Origin of the sequence: Pseudomarimonas salicorniae (assembly GCF_023156535.1) — a bacterium.
Taxonomy (GTDB): domain Bacteria; phylum Pseudomonadota; class Gammaproteobacteria; order Xanthomonadales; family Xanthomonadaceae; genus Pseudomarimonas; species Pseudomarimonas salicorniae.
Window position 1 is genome coordinate 217,245 of record NZ_JALNMH010000004.1, and the last position, 15,631, is coordinate 232,875.

General features: G+C 68.9%; 14 protein-coding genes. 5 read left to right on the top strand and 9 right to left on the bottom strand.

The window, feature by feature from the left end:
- Positions 1 to 2: 2 nt before the first annotated feature.
- From M0G41_RS06620 to M0G41_RS06630, 3 genes are all read left to right on the top strand, one after another.
- Positions 3 to 866: a prepilin peptidase gene (locus tag M0G41_RS06620; protein ID WP_343226468.1), complete on the top strand. Its 864-nt coding sequence runs from the start codon at positions 3 to 5 to the stop codon at positions 864 to 866.
- Positions 863 to 1,462 (top strand): dephospho-CoA kinase, encoded by a 600-nt coding sequence (gene coaE, locus M0G41_RS06625; RefSeq protein WP_248206734.1) that lies wholly within the window; start codon positions 863 to 865, stop codon positions 1,460 to 1,462. The genes M0G41_RS06620 and coaE overlap by 4 nt, the downstream gene beginning before the upstream one ends.
- Before the next feature lie 73 nt (positions 1,463 to 1,535).
- Positions 1,536 to 2,057, top strand: a complete 522-nt coding sequence (locus tag M0G41_RS06630) for a bifunctional nuclease family protein (RefSeq protein ID WP_248206736.1) — start codon at positions 1,536 to 1,538, stop codon at positions 2,055 to 2,057.
- A 7-nt stretch (positions 2,058 to 2,064) separates the two neighbouring features.
- On the opposite strand, the gene M0G41_RS06635 is transcribed toward M0G41_RS06630, so the two are convergent.
- The 4 genes from M0G41_RS06635 to M0G41_RS06650 all read right to left on the bottom strand — a co-directional run bounded on the left by M0G41_RS06635 (position 2,065) and on the right by M0G41_RS06650 (position 5,953).
- The gene (locus M0G41_RS06635) at positions 2,065 to 3,543 is read right to left on the bottom strand and encodes a succinylglutamate desuccinylase/aspartoacylase family protein (RefSeq protein WP_248206739.1); all 1,479 of its coding nucleotides are present in this window, start codon (positions 3,541 to 3,543) and stop codon (positions 2,065 to 2,067) included.
- On the bottom strand, positions 3,530 to 4,015 hold the full coding sequence (locus M0G41_RS06640; RefSeq protein ID WP_248206741.1) for a transcriptional repressor: 486 nt from the start codon (positions 4,013 to 4,015) through the stop codon (positions 3,530 to 3,532). Before M0G41_RS06640 ends, M0G41_RS06635 begins: the two co-directional genes overlap by 14 nt.
- A 41-nt stretch (positions 4,016 to 4,056) precedes the next feature.
- Entirely contained in the window at positions 4,057 to 5,457 is a 1,401-nt protein-coding gene (gene gltX / locus M0G41_RS06645) for a glutamate--tRNA ligase (protein ID WP_248206743.1), read from the bottom strand.
- Between the two features lie 76 nt (positions 5,458 to 5,533).
- Complete coding sequence (locus tag M0G41_RS06650) at positions 5,534 to 5,953, bottom strand: DUF4399 domain-containing protein (protein ID WP_248206745.1); 420 nt, start codon at positions 5,951 to 5,953, stop codon at positions 5,534 to 5,536.
- A 117-nt stretch (positions 5,954 to 6,070) separates the two neighbouring features.
- On the opposite strand from M0G41_RS06650, the gene M0G41_RS06655 reads away from it, so the two are divergent.
- Both M0G41_RS06655 and M0G41_RS06660 read left to right on the top strand, forming a co-directional pair.
- Positions 6,071 to 6,778 carry a peptidylprolyl isomerase gene (locus M0G41_RS06655; protein ID WP_248206747.1) on the top strand — a complete coding sequence of 236 codons (708 nt, stop codon included), beginning with the start codon at positions 6,071 to 6,073 and terminating at the stop codon, positions 6,776 to 6,778.
- Positions 6,779 to 6,781: 3 nt separating this feature from the next.
- On the top strand, positions 6,782 to 7,504 hold the full coding sequence (locus tag M0G41_RS06660; protein ID WP_248206749.1) for a UDP-2,3-diacylglucosamine diphosphatase: 723 nt from the start codon (positions 6,782 to 6,784) through the stop codon (positions 7,502 to 7,504).
- Between the two features lie 39 nt (positions 7,505 to 7,543).
- On the opposite strand, the gene M0G41_RS06665 is transcribed toward M0G41_RS06660, so the two are convergent.
- From M0G41_RS06665 to M0G41_RS06685, 5 genes are all read right to left on the bottom strand, one after another.
- Positions 7,544 to 8,302, bottom strand: a complete 759-nt coding sequence (locus M0G41_RS06665; protein WP_248206751.1) for a helix-turn-helix domain-containing protein — start codon at positions 8,300 to 8,302, stop codon at positions 7,544 to 7,546.
- Between the two features lie 32 nt (positions 8,303 to 8,334).
- Positions 8,335 to 10,410: a dipeptidyl-peptidase 5 gene (locus M0G41_RS06670; protein WP_248206756.1), complete on the bottom strand. Its 2,076-nt coding sequence runs from the start codon at positions 10,408 to 10,410 to the stop codon at positions 8,335 to 8,337.
- 23 nt (positions 10,411 to 10,433) lie between these two features.
- Positions 10,434 to 11,810 (bottom strand): YfcC family protein, encoded by a 1,377-nt coding sequence (locus tag M0G41_RS06675; RefSeq protein ID WP_248206760.1) that lies wholly within the window; start codon positions 11,808 to 11,810, stop codon positions 10,434 to 10,436.
- An 86-nt stretch (positions 11,811 to 11,896) separates the two neighbouring features.
- A complete protein-coding gene (locus tag M0G41_RS06680; RefSeq protein ID WP_248206763.1) occupies positions 11,897 to 14,299 on the bottom strand; it encodes a sensor domain-containing protein in 2,403 nt (800 codons plus the stop codon).
- Entirely contained in the window at positions 14,296 to 15,624 is a 1,329-nt protein-coding gene (locus tag M0G41_RS06685) for a cyclic di-GMP phosphodiesterase (protein WP_248206766.1), read from the bottom strand. Before M0G41_RS06685 ends, M0G41_RS06680 begins: the two co-directional genes overlap by 4 nt.
- Positions 15,625 to 15,631 lie beyond the last annotated feature (7 nt).

The following is a 15,631-nucleotide window of genomic DNA, read 5'->3' on the forward strand; positions in this document are numbered from 1 at the left end:
GCGTGCTCGAGCTTCTTGCGCTTCATCCTGCGGCGGCCGTGGCCGCCGCAGGCGTGTTCGGCCTGCTGGTGGGCAGCTTCCTCAACGTGGTGATCCTGCGCCTGCCGCTGCGCATGCAATGGCAGTGGGAGCAGGACGCGCGGGAGATGCTCGCGCTTGAGCCGGCTGCGCCCGCGCCACCGCCGGGCATCGTCGTCGAGGGCTCGCACTGTCCTGCCTGCAAGCACCGCCTTGCCTGGTGGGAGAACATTCCGGTGTTCAGCTTCGCGATCCTGCGCGGCCGCTGCCGGGGCTGCGGCAAGCCGATCTCCTGGCAGTATCCGGCGGTGGAGCTGATCACCGGCCTGATGTTCGCCGTGGTCGTCTGGCGATTCGGCGTGGGCTGGGAGGCGCTCGCCGGACTGGCCTTTACCGGCATCCTGATCGCCGCTTCCGGCATCGACCTGCGCACCACCCTGCTGCCGGACAGCCTCACCCTGCCCCTGCTCTGGCTAGGCCTGCTGCTGTCCCTGATACCGCTGTTCGTCGATCCGCGACAGGCCATCCTCGGTGCTGCCCTCGGCTACCTCAGCCTGTGGACGGTGTACTGGGGCTTCCGCCTGCTGACCGGCAAGGAGGGCATGGGTTTCGGCGACTTCAAGCTGCTCGCCGCACTCGGCGCCTGGTGCGGCGCGCAGTCGCTGATCTCGATCATCCTGCTCTCCTCGGTGGTCGGTGCGGTGGTCGGCTCGCTGTGGCTCGCCCTCAAGGGCCGCGATCGCGCAACGCCGATTCCCTTCGGCCCCTACCTCGCCATGGCCGGCTGGCTGCAGTTCGTCCTCGGACTCGACCTGTTCTCGGCCTATATGGATTGGCTGGGCAGTTGAGCACGCCGGTCATGGCCGTGACCGGCGGCATCGCCTCGGGCAAATCGGCGGCCTGTGCCGCCTTCGAAGGCCTCGGCCGCCGCGTCATCGACGCCGACCTTGTCTCGCGCGAGCTGGTGGAGCCGGGCCAGCCTGCGCTGAGCGCGATCACCTCGCGTTTCGGTGCCGGGATGCTGGACGCCGATGGGCGACTGGACCGACGCCGCCTGCGCCAGCACGTGTTCTCAAACGAGGCCGCGCGCCGAGACCTTGAGGCGATCCTGCATCCGCGCATTCGCGAGACCCTCCGCCAGCGCGCCGAAGCCTCATCGGGTCCCTACGCGCTGGTGGCCGTACCCTTGCTGCTGGAGACCGGCGCCTACGGCTGGGTGCGTCGGGTTCTGCTGGTCGACGTGCCCGAGCCCCTGCAGGTGGAGCGGGTCATGCAGCGCGACGATATCGGGCGGGCCGAGGCGCAGGCCATCTTGTCGGCCCAGGCCCCACGTCGGGCACGCTGGGCGATCGCTGATGATGTCCTGCTCAACGATGGTTCCCTGGCCGATCTGGGACACGCGGTCGAACGCCTGGATCGCCGCTGGCGAAAGCAGCTGGCCTGAGGCAGCGGGCACTCGCGGCGGCCCGCATCGCGTGGCATGGTGTAGGCCACGCCACTGAGTCCGCCCGGTTCCGATGCCTGCCCCGCTTGCCCGATGCCTGTTGGCCCTCTGCCTGCTGCTCACCGCGGACGCTACCGGTGCGCGCGAGCTGCATGCGTCCGAGGACTCGCTGCTGGCGGCCGAACTCATCGGTGTAGAGGCGCTGCCCGGCACCGACCTCGCCCTGATCGTGCTCGGCGTCGCAGGCCGCCAGCTGCCGATGTTCACCGGCCTGAGCGAAGCGTCCGCGATCCTGCGCGCCCGCGACGGCCTTTACCCTGACCGGCCGCAGACCCACGAGCTGCTCGACAGCAGCCTGCGCGAGGCGGGCTGGCGCGCTCAGCGGGTGATGGTCGATCTGCTCGACGAGGAAGGCAACTTCCATGCGGTGATCGAGCTGGTCGACGAGGGTGGGCGCAAGCGTCGGCTCGACAGCCGACCGAGCGACGCGATCGCCCTCGCCCTGCGCGCCGGAGCCCGGCTCTACGTGGCCCGGGATGTGCTGGACAGTGCGGCGGAAGAGGCCGCGCCGGCGGCGCCGCAGATCTCGACCTGAGGCCCGGCTACATGTCCGGCTCGCGGCCCGCAGCCGGATCCGGATCCTCTTCCACCTCGTCGTCGATGCGCCCGGCCGCGGCAGCGTCCGAGGCCTGCTCGGCGCTGGTTTCCTCGCCGATGTGGAAGGCCGCGAAGCCCGGCAGCACCACCTGGTTGCGGGCCATGCCGATCACCCGGCCGTACAGCGGCGAGAGAATCTCGCGCTCGGTGTTGCGCACCGGATCCACGATGACCCCGAGACGCTGGTCGCGCTGGACCCGCTGACCGAGGCGGACGTTGGCGATCAGCAGGCCGCCGGCGTTCGCCCGGACCCATTTGGAGTCGTAGAAGATCGCCTGCGGCTCCTGGTCGCGCGGCTCGTCGGGGACCATACCGAGGTGGTGCATCAGCGAGTCGATGGCCTCCACCGCGGTGTTCACCTGGTCGACCTGGATGATGCCCGGTGCGCCGACTTCGAAGGTCGCCGCGGGAATGCCGGCCTGGGTCGCGGCCACCCGCAGCATCCCCCGGGAGCCGTTGCTGTGCAGGACCGGTAGGGCGCCGAACCCGCGCGAGAAACGCAGCACCTCGGGCAGGCGCAGATCGGCGCGGACCTGGGGCAGGTTGTCGCGGTCGAATGAGCCGGTGTGGAAATCGACCAGCGCCTCGCAGCGCTTGGCGATGTTGTGGAAGAAGCTGAAGGCGATTCGCGAGGCGACGCTGCCGAACTGGCTGCCGGGGAAGAACCGGTTGAGGTCGCGCCGGTCGGGCAGGTAGCGCGAGCTGCGCGCGAATCCGAACAGGTTGATGATCGGAACCGCGATCACCGTCCCGCTGAGCCGGTCCGGATTGAGGTCGTTGAGAACACGACGGACGATCTCAACGCCGTTGATCTCGTCGCCATGGACCGCGGCGGTCAGGCACAGCACGGGACCGGGACGGGTCCCGTGGACCACGTTGACCGGAGCCACCGTATCGCCGCCGGCAAAGCTCTGGCCAGCGTTCCAGAACAGGGTGCGCGCCGAGCCCGGGGCCACCGACTCGTCGAGCAGCTTGAACGGGGGCACCAGGGGCGGACCGATGAACTGGGGGGAAGCCGGATCGCCTTCGGGGATCAGAACCGGGGGCCCTGCCACCAGTGCCGCCGACAGCTCGGCCGCGCCGTCGGTCGGCGTTTCGGCGAGGTCTGTCTCGGCAGTGCCTGGAGCTTGCAGTTCCTCTCCAGCCACAGCGGCCTCTTCCGCCGGCGGCCCCGCTTCATCGGCGGCGCCGACCTCCAGTGGCAGTACCTCCGCCGCGGTTCGCGGGGCGAGCGGCAGGGTTTCCGAAGGCGGCCTGCGCACGGGGATGGCAACCGCTTCGCCTACCGCCTCCGTGGCAGGTGCCGCCGGCTCGGAACGATCGGGCGGCGGCTGCGGCGCCTCCGAAGGAAAGTCCTGTGCTGCCAGCGCCATGGTCGCCAGCAGGGCCAACAGGAACAGCGCTGCGCGGCTAGCCGCGCTCACGGCAGGCCGCACACACGCCATGAACCTCCAGGGTCTGGCCCGCCGGCTGGAAACCAAGGGCCTTGGCCCGCTGGGTGAGCAGGCTGCTGATCTGCTCGTCCTCAAGTTCGATCGCCTCCTGGCAGCGGTCGCAGATCAGGAACGGCACCTGGTGGTGCGTGTGAGGATGGTGGCATCCGACGAAGGCATTGATCGACTGCAGCTTGTGGATGAAGCCGCCCTCGAGCAGGAAATCCAGCGCCCGGTAGACGGTGGGCGGCGCCACTGGCCCCTGCAGGTCGCGCATGCGTTCGAGCAGGTCGTAGGCCTTGATCGGCTTGCCCTCCTCCGCCACCAGCCGCAGCACGCGCTCGCGCAGCTCGGTCAGGCGCAGCCCGCGCTCCTCGCAGAGGCGGGCGACCTCACTGACGTAGGCATCGGCGTCATGGACGTGGTGGTGGGGGTCGGTGCAGACCTGGGGGGCCGAAGTCATCGGGCGATGGTATCACCGCGTCGATAAACGCCGACTGTGGCTCAGCCTACGGGACAACGCCCGACCGCCGCTTCGATGCGGCGCAGCGCCTCGTCGCGGCCGGCAAGGTAGATGGTGTGATCGATGGAGGGCGAGACCTGGGTGCCGGTGATGGCCACGCGCATGGGCTGGGCCACCTTGCCCATGCCCAGGCCGAGCTGCTCGGCGGTGGCACGCAGGGCGCCATCGATGGCCTCCGGGCTCCAGCCCTCGATCGCGGACAGCGCAGCATGCGCGGCTTCCAGCACCGGACCTGCCCCCTTCAGATGCTTGGCGACGGCGGCCTCGTCGTATTCGGTCAGCGGCCGGTACCAGACCGCCGCGCGCTCGGCCATCTCCTTCAGCGTGCGCACGCGCTCGCGCAGCGCGACCACCACGTCCTCGGGCTTCGGTCCCTGGTCCAGCGCGTAGCCCTGCTGGCGCAGGTGCCACTCCAGGTGGACGGCGACCGACTCCGGGGAGTCGCTCTTGAGATACTGCTGATTCAGCCAGGACAGCTTCTCGACGTCGAAGCGAGAGGGCGAGGTGTTGACGTCCTCGATGCGGAACAGGGAGATCATCTCCTCGATCGAGAAGATCTCCTGGTCACCATGCGACCAGCCGAGGCGGGCAAGGTAGTTGAGCACCGCATGCGGCAGGAAGCCGTCATCGCGGTACTGCATCACGCCGACCGCGCCGTGGCGCTTGCTGAGCTTGCTGCCGTCCGGGCCGAGGATCATCGGCAGGTGCCCAAAGCGAGGTACCGCGGCGCCCAGCGCCTCGTAGATATTGATCTGCCGCGGCGTGTTGTTGACATGGTCGTCGCCGCGGATGACCTCGGTGATCTTCATGTCGAGGTCGTCGACGACCACGGCAAAGTTGTAGGTCGGCCAGCCGTCCGAGCGGATCAGGACAAGATCGTCCAACTCGTCGTTGCTGATCTCGATGCGGCCCTTGACCGCGTCGTTCCAGACCACACTGCCCGAGGTCGGGTTCTTGAAGCGCAGCACCCGGTTCGGGTCGTCGCGCAGCGGTTCGTTGCGATCCCGATAGTAGCCGTTGTAGCGCGGCTTGCGCCCTTCGGCCATGGCCTGGTTGCGCATCGCCTCGATCTCTTCCTTGCTCTCGTAGGCGTAGTAGGCCTTGCCGGCGCGCAGCAGCTGCTCGGCGACCTCGCGGTAACGCTCGAGTCGCAGGGTCTGGTAATACGGGCCCTCGTCATGCATCAGGCCGAGCCAGGACATGCCGTCGAGGATGGCCTGCACCGCTTCCTGGGTGCTGCGCTCGCGGTCGGTGTCCTCGATGCGCAGCACGAACTGCCCGCCCTGGCGCCGGGCTTCCAGCCACGAGTACAGCGCCGTGCGGGCGCCGCCGATGTGCAGGAAACCGGTGGGACTGGGGGCAAAGCGGGTGCGACAGCTCATGAACGATTCTTCCGGGATGAAGCGGGCGCGCATTCTACCTGCTTGCGCTCGAAACGCCGGCCCACCGGAAAGTCCCCTACTCGACGGTGATCGTGATGCGCCGGGAGGCGACAACCGGTTGGTGCGGGCGGTGCAGGTAGTCACCGAGCAACAGCTGAAGGCTGTGGGTGCCGGGCTCCAGGGTGATCGTCGCCTCCGTCTGACCCTTGCCGAAGTGCACATGCCGCTCGTCGGCCGGAATCGGCTCTTCGAGCGGCGGCAGGCCATCGACATCGATGAGCAGGTGGTGGTGGCCGGTGCCCTCGAGGTTGATCCCTGCCGGGGCCACGCCCATGCCGCGCAGGCCGAACTGGACCACGACCTCGCGTCCGGTGGTCGCGCCGTCGACCGGGCTGATGAAGTAAAGCTCGGCGCCGGCCGGCGAGGCCGAGGTCGGCGGCCCTTCGGCCAGAGCCGGCGGCGCCACCAGGGCGAGCAGAAGCAGGGATCGCAACATGTCGTGACTCCTCGTCGACCGGGCCAGGGGGCATGGTAGCGCGGGCGTTGCAGGCGCCGCTTGGCCGCACCCGGACTGCACCCTATCATCACCTGCACTGTCTTCCGGAGCCTGCCGATGATCCGCCCGCTGCTGTTCTCCACCCTGCTTGCCTTCGCACCGCTGGTGCTGGCCCAGACCGAAGCCGATCCCGCCGCCGGTAGCGATGCGGCCGCGGCGCCGGCGTCCGCCGCGACGCCGCAGGTCGCGATCAACACCAGCCTCGGTCGGATGGTGGTCGAGCTCTACCCGGAGAAGGCTCCGAAGTCGGTGGAGAACTTTCTGCAATACGTGCGTGACGGCCACTACAACGGCACCATCTTCCACCGCGTCATCGACGGATTCATGATCCAGGGCGGCGGCTTCACCGCCGACCTGCAGCTCAAGCCGATGCGCCCGCCGATCGAGAACGAGGCCCGCAACGGGCTGTCCAACCAGCGCGGCACGCTGGCCATGGCGCGCACCGGCGAGCCGCACAGCGCCCAGTCGCAGTTCTTCATCAATGTGGTCGACAACCCCCGCCTCGATTTCGTCAGCGAGCAGAGCGGCTTCACCTGGGGCTATGCGGTGTTCGGCAAGGTGATCGAAGGCCTCGACGTGGTGGACCGGATCCGCGCGGTCGAAACCGGCGGACAGGGACCCTTCGCCCGCGATGTGCCGCTCCAGCCGGTGGTGATCGAGAGCGCCGAGGTGCTTTCGGTCGCCGAACCGCCTGCCGCTGAACCGCCCGCCGCAGAGCCGGGCGAGGCGCCTGCCGAGGTGCCGGCCGCAGCGGCCACCCCGTAAGCCATGCTCGCCGGCTTCATCTCCGACCTGCACCTGCGCGAAGCCGGCGAAGCGCTGACCCGAATTCTGCTGAGCTACCTCAACGGCCCGGCGCGGGACCTGCCGCGGCTGTACATCCTCGGTGACCTGTTCGAGGCCTGGGTCGGCGACGACGACGACGGTGCGCTGCCGGCGCAGGTCGCCGAGGCACTCTCCCGGCTGTCGGCCGCGGGCACGGCGGTCCATTTCCAGCACGGCAACCGGGACTTCCTGCTCGGCGCCGACTACGCGCGCCGCGCGGGCATGCGGTTGCTGCCCGACCCTTGCGTCGTCGACCTCGGTGGCCAGGCGGTGCTGCTCAGCCACGGCGACCGCTATTGCACTGACGACGAGCCCTATCAGGCCTTCCGCCGTCAGGTCCGTGACCCCGCCTGGCAGCAGGGGTTCCTTTCCCGGCCGTTGGCCGAGCGCCAGGCCTTCGCGGCCAGGGCCCGTGCGGAGAGCGCCGCCCACCAGAAGTCGCAATCGATGGAACTCGGTGATGTGAACAGGGACTCCGTCGAGGCGGAACTCGCCCTGTTCGGCGTCGACAGGCTGATCCACGGCCACACGCACCGGCCCGACCAGCACAATCATGAGGTGGGAGGTCGCCGCCGGGAGCGCTGGGTGCTGGCCGACTGGCGCACTGCAGGCGAGGTGCTTCTGATTGGCGCGGACGGACGGCCGCACCGGCAAACCCTCGATTGAGGGGCGCGGAGAGCTGCCTGTGCCTGCCCTGCGGACCGCTCAGCTGGCCCGGGTGGAGCGCCGCTCGTCGCCCTCGTGCACCAGCCGGGCTAGGCGGGCCGCGTCACGCACGCGGATCCGCCGCCCCTTGACCTCGATCACCCCTTCCTCCTGCATCCGGGAGAAGGTCCGGCTGACGGTCTCGATCACAAGGCCAAGGTAGCTGGCGATCTCCTCGCGCGACATGGCGAGGTGGAACTCCAGATGCGGTCTGGACAGGGCGTGCAGGCGCTCGGAGAGGCTGTGCAGGAACAGGGCCACGCGTTCGGTGGCATGGCGTCGGCCCAGCATCTGCATGTGTTCCTGGTCACGGCCGACGCTCTGGCCCATGACCCGCAGCAGCTGGTGCTGCAGGGCGGGGATCTGCGCGGCCACCTGCTCGAGGTCCGCAAGGGGCACCTCGCAGACTTCGGCGCTCTCCAGCGCCGTGGAGGTGCAGCGGTGACTGCCAGCGCCGAGGCCATCGAGGCCGATCAGCTCACCGGGCAGGTGGAAGCCGATTACCTGCTCGTCTCCCTGCTCGGTCAATGAGGTGGTCTTGAAGGCCCCCTCGCGGGCGACGAACAGTGCCTCGAGCATGGAGCCGGCCCGGTACAGCGCCTCGCCCCGCTTCAGGGGGCGCCGGCGCTTGACCAGGCGATCGAGCTGCTCGACATCGGCCTGGCTCATGCCGCCGCCGGCCAGGCAAAGCTGCTGCAGCGAGCAGCGCCCGCAGCTCTGCCGCAAAAGACCGATGTCGATGGGCTGATCGCTGTCCATGCTCAATTGTTGCCCGCTGCCACGGCGCGACGCTAGCGGGAGAGATGCTCTGCCAACCAGTCGTTCACCGCCTGGTGCCACTGCACGCTGTTGGCCGGCTTGAGGATCCAGTGGTTCTCGTCGGGGAAGTACAGGAAGCGGCTCTCGATGCCCTGCCGCTGCAGGGCTGTAAACGCGCCGATGCCCTGCTCCACCGGAATCCGGTAGTCGAGCTGGCCGTGGATCACCAGCATCGGCACCTTCCACTTGGCGACGTGGGCCACCGGATTGTGCTTCTCGTAGTTGGCCGGAACCTCATAGGGTGTGCCGCCCATTTCCCACTCGTCGAACCACAGCTCCTCGGTCGAGTAGCCCATCATCCGGTTGTCGAAGACGCCGGCATGGCTGACCAGGCAGTCCCAGGGCTCCTGCCAGTTGCCGGCGATCCAGTTGACCATGTAGCCGCCATAGCTCGCGCCCAGCGCGCAGGCGCGCTCGCCGTCAAGGAACCCGAATTCGGACAGGGCGTACTGCCAGCCCTTCTGCAGGTCGACGAGCGGCTTGCCGCCCCAGTCGCCGGAGATCGAATCGGTGAAGGCCTGGCCATAGCCGGTGGAGCCATGGAAGTCGATGAACACCACCGCCCAGCCCTTGGCGGCGTAGGTCTGCGGGTTCCAGCGGTAGTGGAAGCTGTTGCCCATCGAACCCTGCGGGCCGCCGTGGATGATGAAGGCCACCGGATACTTGCCGCCTTCCTTGTAGTTCCAGGGTTTCACCACGTAGCCGTGGACGGTCTCGTCGTTCCAGCCTGCGAAGCGGAACTGCTGGTATTCGCCCATTCCGACGGCGGCCAGGCGCTCGGCGTTGAACTCGCTGATCCGCCGCTGCTGGCTGCCGTCGGCCCGGGCCAGGAACAGCTGCGCGGGAGAGGTCAGCGAATCGCGGGTGAAGACCAGGGTCGAACCCTCCAGCGAAAAGCCACCGACGCCGCCACCCTCGACAAGCCGCTGCGCCGCGCCGTCGGCGAGGCGGATGCGGAACAGCCGATGTTCGCCGAGGTCGTAGGCCGTGGTGTAGAGGTGCTTGCCGGTCTCGTCGAGGGTGATGCCATCCGCCGAGCGGTCCCAGTCCGGTGCAATCTCGACCGGCGTGCCGCCGGCCAGCGGACGCTTGACCAGGGCCAGGCGGTCGGCTTCGAAGCCGGGCCGCTTCATCGCCCGGTAGTAGAGGGTCTTGCCATCGGCCGAGAACACCGGGCCGGCGTCCCATGCCGGGTTGTCCTCGGTAAGGTTGCGCGGCGGCGCGCTGCCGTCCGCCGGTACCAGGTAGATGTCGAAATTGGTCGACCAGGGCTCGCTGCGCCCGGCGATGCGCGCGCTGAAGGCGATCTGGCTGCCATCCGGAGAGAAGGCATAGTCGTCGTCGCCGCCGAAGGGCTTGGACGAGACATCGCCGTCGATGTCACGGCTGACGCGCACGGGCTCGGCAGCCGCCTTGCCCTGGCCGTCCATCCTCGCGACGAACAGCTGGTTGCGCCGCCCGTCCTTCCAGCTGTCCCAGTGGCGGACGAAGAGCTTGTCGAAGCTCATCCCGGTGGTCCTGGCGGCAGCCTTCTCCTCCAGACGTTTCGCCGTGCAGGCGAGGTCGGGGCAGTCCGGAAAGACTTCCAGGCTGAGCGCGAGCGCATCGCCCTTCGGCGAGAGGCGGAAGTTGCCCACGTCGACCGCGAATGAGGTGACCTGCTGCGCTTCACCGCCCACCCCACCGAGGTCGAGACGCCAGACCTGGTTCGAGCCGGAGCGCGCACTGAGGAAGTACAGGTGCCGCCCATCGGCCGACCAGCGTGGGCTGGAAGCGCCCCCCTGGGTGGTCAGCTTCACCGCCGCGCCCGGCTGCTTGCCCAGGGCCTGGTACCAGATGGCCGTGCTCGCCTTGTTGGCGGCGAGGTCGGCCTCGCGCAGCACATAGGCCAGGCCGCCGGCACCCGGGCGCAGCTGCGGGTCCGAAACCCGGTCGAGGCTGACCAGGTCCTCGGGGGACAGGCCGCGCTCGGCGGCCAGCGCGCAGGCCGGCAGCAGGGTCAGGAGGCCGGCGATCAGCCCGGCGCGAATCGGTGTGGGGAATGCCATTTCGGGTCCTCCGTTGGTCGTTCTCATTGGTAGCCGATGGCGACCGCGGTCACCATCGCCAGCGCCGCGGCCACGACCAGCTTGAGAAGCAGGGGCGCGGCAAAGCGGAACCAGCGGTCATAGGGCACCCCGGCCACGCCGAGAATGCTCATCAGCACGATATTGGTCGGGACCAGCATGTTCGAGAGCCCGTCGCCGAACTGGTAGGCCAGCACGCTGACCTGACGGCTGACCCCGACCAGGTCGCCCAGCGGGGCCATGATCGGCATGGTGACGAAGGCCTGGCCGCTGCCCGAGGGAATGAAGAAGTTGATCAGGGTCTGGATCAGCATCATGCCGACCGCGGCGGCGTGCGCGCCGACCAGGTTCAGCGGCCCGGCCAGCCCGTTGACCACGGTGTGCAGCACCTGGCCCTCCTCGAGGATCAGGGCGATCGAGCGGGCGAAGCCGATCAGGACCGCGGTGGTCGCCAGCTCGCTGGCGCCCTCTCCGAAACGAAGCGCGGTGCCGTTCGCACCGAGACCACCCAGCAGGCCAACCACCAGCGAGAGGCCGATGAACAGCGCGCCGAGCTCGACCAGGTACCAGCCCTGCGCCGCAATGCCCCAGACCATCAGCGCCAGCGCGGCGGTCAGCACGCCGAACACCAGCAGCAGGCGCCCACCCAGCGCCGGATACTCCGGCGGCGGCGCGTGGCGCGGCTCGATGCCGTGCATCAGGCTGCTCGCGGGGTCGGCTTTCACCTTCTGGGCGTAGCGCCAGACGTGATGCACGCCGATGGCCAGGAAGGGCAGGAACAGGGCCAGCCTGAAGGCGATGCCCGAGGTCGGCGGCACCCCCGCCACGCCCTGGGCGACCTGCACGGTGAAGGGGTTGAGCGCAGCCACGCCATAGCCGATCCCGTAGCCGCCGATCAGGATGCCCATCGCCACCATCGCATCCATCCGCATGGCCAGGCAGAGCGAGACCAGCATGGCGGCGAACGGGATGTATTCCTCGGCGACGCCGATCGCCGAAGAGCCCGCGGCAAAGGCACCCATGCCGATGATGACCAGCAGGCCTGGCGAGTGCCCTACACGCCTCAGCAGGCTGCCCAGCACGGCGTCGACGACTCCGGTGGCGCGCATCACCGCCACCGCGCCGCCCACGATCAGAACGAAGAAGATGATGTCGGCGGAGGCCGCCATGGCCCTCGGCACTGCGGTGAACAGCACCAGGGGAGAAAGCTGCACGCGCTCGGCCGCCGCGGTGTAGGTGCCCGGAACGACCAGGGCGTGGCCCTTCTCGTCCTCGGCAGTCTGGAACTGGCCCTGCGGCAGCAACCAGGTGGCCGCCCAGGCCAGCACCATGATCGCGAACAGCAGGACCAGGGTGTGCGGCATGCGCAGTCGCGAAGCCATCGGCGGTCCCCCAAAACCGCGAGTATAGGCAGCGCCGGGAGGACGTGGCGACCGCCCCGGCAGGCCAGGCCCGGTCCCGCCTACGCTCACTCCCGACCGGAGAAGCGCGCGTAGACCTCGTCCGCCGGCAGCGCCGGGGCCACCAGATAGCCCTGCATCTCGGTGCAGCCGTGGCGGGCGAGAAAGGCCTTCTGGGCCGCGGTCTCCACGCCCTCGGCGGTCACCGCCAGGCGCAGCGCGCGCGCCAGCTCGATGATCGCCACCGCAATCGCCTCGTCCTCCTCGTTGCCGGGAATGTCCGAGATGAAACTGCGGTCGATCTTCAGCCGCTCGATGGGAAAACGCTTGAGGTAGCCGAGGCTGGAGTATCCGGTGCCGAAATCGTCGATGGCCAGGCGCAGCCCCAGCTCGCGCAGGGAATGCAGTCGGCGCATCGCATCATCGGCGTCGGCGATCAGCACCGACTCGGTCAGTTCGAGTTCCAGCAGCTCGCCCGGCAGCGCGTGGCGCTCGAGCAGCCGGCCAAGGCTCTCGACGAAGTCCGACTGGTTGAACTGCATCGCCGACAGGTTGACCGCCACCGGGACCCGCCAACCGCGCCCGGCCCAGGCGGCGGCCTGGGCGGCGGCACGCTCCAGCACCCACTGGCCGATCGGGATGATCGCCCCGCTCTCCTCGGCGATCGGGATGAAGCGCGAAGGCGGCACCTCGCCCAGCTCATCGTCGCACCAGCGCAGCAGGGCCTCGACGCCCACCAGCCGGCCATCGGCGATACCGAGCTTGGGTTGGTAGTGCAGCTCCAGCAGGTCGGCATCCAGCGCCCGGCGCAGCGCCTGGTCCAGCTTCATCCGCGACAGCAGACCGACATTCATGTGCCGCTGGTAGAAGCGGAAATCCGAACGCCCGCGCTCCTTGACCGCGTACATCGCACTGTCCGCGTTCTTGATCAGCTCGTCGGCGTCCTCACCGTCATCCGGGTACATGGCGATGCCGATGCTGGCGGTCAGGGTGAAGGTCATCTCGTCCACCACCACCGGTTTCGCCAGGTCGGTGAGCAGGCGGCGGGCGGCAATCTCGGCGCCGGCTGCGTCGACCTGGCTGAGCACCAGCACGAACTCGTCGCCGCCCAGCCGGGAGGCAGTGTCGACCGCGCGCAGGCCGATGCGCAGGCGATCGGCGATCTCGACCAGTACACGGTCACCGAAGGCGTGGCCCAGGGAGTCGTTGATCTGCTTGAAGCGGTCGAGGTCGATGAACATCACCGCGAACCCGGAGCGCGAGCGCTGCGCGTGGCGGACCGCGAACTCGAAGCGGTCGCGGAGCATGATCCGGTTCGGCAGGCCGGTGAGGGCATCGGTGAAGGCCAGCTCCTCGATCCGCCGCTTGGCCGCCATCGCCTCGGTGAGATCCTTGAAGAAGCCGATGAAGGTATCCGGCTGGTCTTCCTCGCCGCGGATGCGCACCACCGAGAGCAGACACGGATAGGCCTCGCCGCTGCTGCGCCGCGCCCACAGCTCGCCCTGCCAGTAGTCGTGCTCGATCAGCGCGGCGCGCACCTCGGAGAAGCTCGTGCTGCCGGCCTGTTCAGCCAGGAAGCGCTCGCTGGGCAGACCCTTGATGTGGCTGCGCTCAAAGCCGGTCAGGCGCGAGAAGGCCGGGTTCGCGGCCACCAGGTGCAGAGTGTGGTCGGCGACGAAGATGGCGTCGAGGCTGGATTCGAAGACGCTGGCAGCCAGCTTCAGTCGCGCCTCGTCGGCCAGCCGCTGGGTGATGTCGCGGAACGAGAAGACCCGCCCGATCGGCCTTCCCCGCGCGTACTGCGGCAGGGTCACCCGCTCCAGGACCCGCCCGCTGCGCAGCAGCAGCATGTCCTCGGCTTCCAGCAGTGGAGAGCGGCGGATGTGGGAAAAGCGCTCCGAGTAGCCCTCCGGATCGACCACATGCTGACTGAGCCAAGCCAGCACCGCGGCATCGTCGCGCCGTGTCAGCAGCACATCGGGCAGGTCCCACAGCTCGGCGAAGCGGTGGTTGTAACCGCGGATCCCGCCCTCCATGTCGAGCACGAGAATGCCGTCTGCGGTGCTCTCAAGGGTTGCCCGCAGCTCGGCGATGATGGTTTCCAGCTCCTGCTCGACCTGACGCTGCGCGGAGCGGTCGATCATTGCCACCACGAGCATGGGCTCGCTGCCGTCGACGCAAAGCCGGCTGACCCGACGGTCGACCTGGACGACGCTGAGGTCGGGCCGGGTGACCAGGGTTTCGGAGTAGATGGAGTCGCCACGCCCGGCGGCGACGTCCTCCCAGAAAAACAGGTCCTGCGAGGTGGCAGCAAAGTTCACCACCGGCTGGCCGATAAGTCGCTCGCGGGGCAGTCCGAGCAGGGTCTCCGCGGCGCGATTCACCGCGAGGATCCGCTGCTCCTCCGCATCGACCAGCCAGACGGCCTCCAGCACGCTCTCGATCAGCGCCTGGAGGGAGCCAAGGCTCATGCCGCCGCGGAGCCTTCCTGTGGCTCGCGCGAGCGCTCGAAGAAGTAGCACATGCGCTTGCGCGGTGAGAGGTAGTCGAACACGGCGCGTGGCAGCTGCAGCGGCTTGAGCGCGCGCTGCACGCCCAGCGTCGGGCTGTCTTCGAGGTCGAGGATCAGGGCCTCCTCGGTCGGCACCTCGGGATCGTAGACCACGACCCGCGGCTTCAGGGGGCGCATCGGATTGACCGCCACCGACAGCGCGAAGCGCTCGTCGTTGAGCTGCACCACCGAGCCGGGCGGATACACGCCCATCATGCGGATGAACACCGCCATGGTGGTCGCGTCGTAGCGCCCGCGTTGACGGGCGAACATGATCGCCAACGCGTCGTGCGGGGTGAGGGCCTGGGCGGGATTGGCGGGATTGCAGAGATTGTCGTACTGGTTGACCAGCGAGACCACGCGGGCCCCGAGGCCGATGGACTCGCCGAACAGACCGGCGGGATAACCACTTCCGTCGGCGTGTTCGTGATGCTGCAGGATGATTTCTTCAGCGATCGGCGGCAGGCCGAGCGGCCGCACCAGGCGTACGCCGTGCTCGACGTGCTGCTGGAACAGGCGCCGCTCCGCCGGGCCGCCGGCCGTGCCCTCGTCCGCCCAGCGCAGCCGGTCGGGCAGCTCCAGCTTCCCGATATCGTGCAGCAAGGCCCCGAGACCGATCTGCCGCAGGGATTCGGTGTCGTAACCGCAGGCGCGGCCCAGCAGCACGGAGAGGACGGTCACGTTCAGCGCGTGCAGCGCGGACTCCTCGCCGGCCTTCTCCGACAGCAGACGGATGGCGACCTCGCGTTCGCCGGTCATCTCCTCGACCATCGAGGCGATGAGGGTGGAGGCCTCGCCGACCGCCTGCTCGGGCTGAGCGCGCAGCATCTGTACGAGGCCGCGGTAGCTGCGCGAGGCATCACCGAACTGGCGCTCGCAGCGCTCAAGGTTGGCCTGCTGGGCCAGAAGCAGCTCGCGCTTGCCACGACGCCCGTTGCTCACGTCGCCGCTCTCGCCGACGCTCTTCGCAGCTGCGGATTGCGCGGTGGGCTGATCGGCCTGGCCGGCGTCATCGCCCGCCGCGGGCTCGGCCAGCGCCTCGGGCAGCGGTTGCACATCGCTGCGTTCAGGCGAATAGCGCACGCGCTGCAGCCCCAGGTCGCGCAGCGCCTGGATCTGCTCCAGACTGCGCAGCTTGAAGCTGTTGAAGGGAAAAGGATGCTCGGTCCACCCGAGGTCCAGATGGATGAACACTCCGATCCGCAGCCGGTCGATCTCGACCAGGCTTGTCTGGCTATCCTTCATCCTGACC

Excerpts from the sequence above, each read along its gene's own strand:
- M0G41_RS06660 (WP_248206749.1), top strand. The coding sequence starts at position 6,782 with ATGCTCGCCGGCTTCATCTCCGACCTGCACCTGCGCGAAGCCGGCGAA.
- gltX (WP_248206743.1), bottom strand. The coding sequence starts at position 5,457 with ATGAGCTGTCGCACCCGCTTTGCCCCCAGTCCCACCGGTTTCCTGCAC.
- M0G41_RS06685 (WP_248206766.1), bottom strand. The coding sequence starts at position 15,624 with ATGAAGGATAGCCAGACAAGCCTGGTCGAGATCGACCGGCTGCGGATC.
- M0G41_RS06665 (WP_248206751.1), bottom strand. The coding sequence starts at position 8,302 with ATGGACAGCGATCAGCCCATCGACATCGGTCTTTTGCGGCAGAGCTGC.
- M0G41_RS06655 (WP_248206747.1), top strand. The coding sequence starts at position 6,071 with ATGATCCGCCCGCTGCTGTTCTCCACCCTGCTTGCCTTCGCACCGCTG.
- M0G41_RS06640 (WP_248206741.1), bottom strand. The coding sequence starts at position 4,015 with ATGACTTCGGCCCCCCAGGTCTGCACCGACCCCCACCACCACGTCCAT.
- M0G41_RS06650 (WP_248206745.1), bottom strand. The coding sequence starts at position 5,953 with ATGTTGCGATCCCTGCTTCTGCTCGCCCTGGTGGCGCCGCCGGCTCTG.
- M0G41_RS06630 (WP_248206736.1), top strand. The coding sequence starts at position 1,536 with ATGCCTGCCCCGCTTGCCCGATGCCTGTTGGCCCTCTGCCTGCTGCTC.
- M0G41_RS06680 (WP_248206763.1), bottom strand. The coding sequence starts at position 14,299 with ATGAGCCTTGGCTCCCTCCAGGCGCTGATCGAGAGCGTGCTGGAGGCC.
- M0G41_RS06670 (WP_248206756.1), bottom strand. The coding sequence starts at position 10,410 with ATGGCATTCCCCACACCGATTCGCGCCGGGCTGATCGCCGGCCTCCTG.
- M0G41_RS06675 (WP_248206760.1), bottom strand. The coding sequence starts at position 11,810 with ATGGCTTCGCGACTGCGCATGCCGCACACCCTGGTCCTGCTGTTCGCG.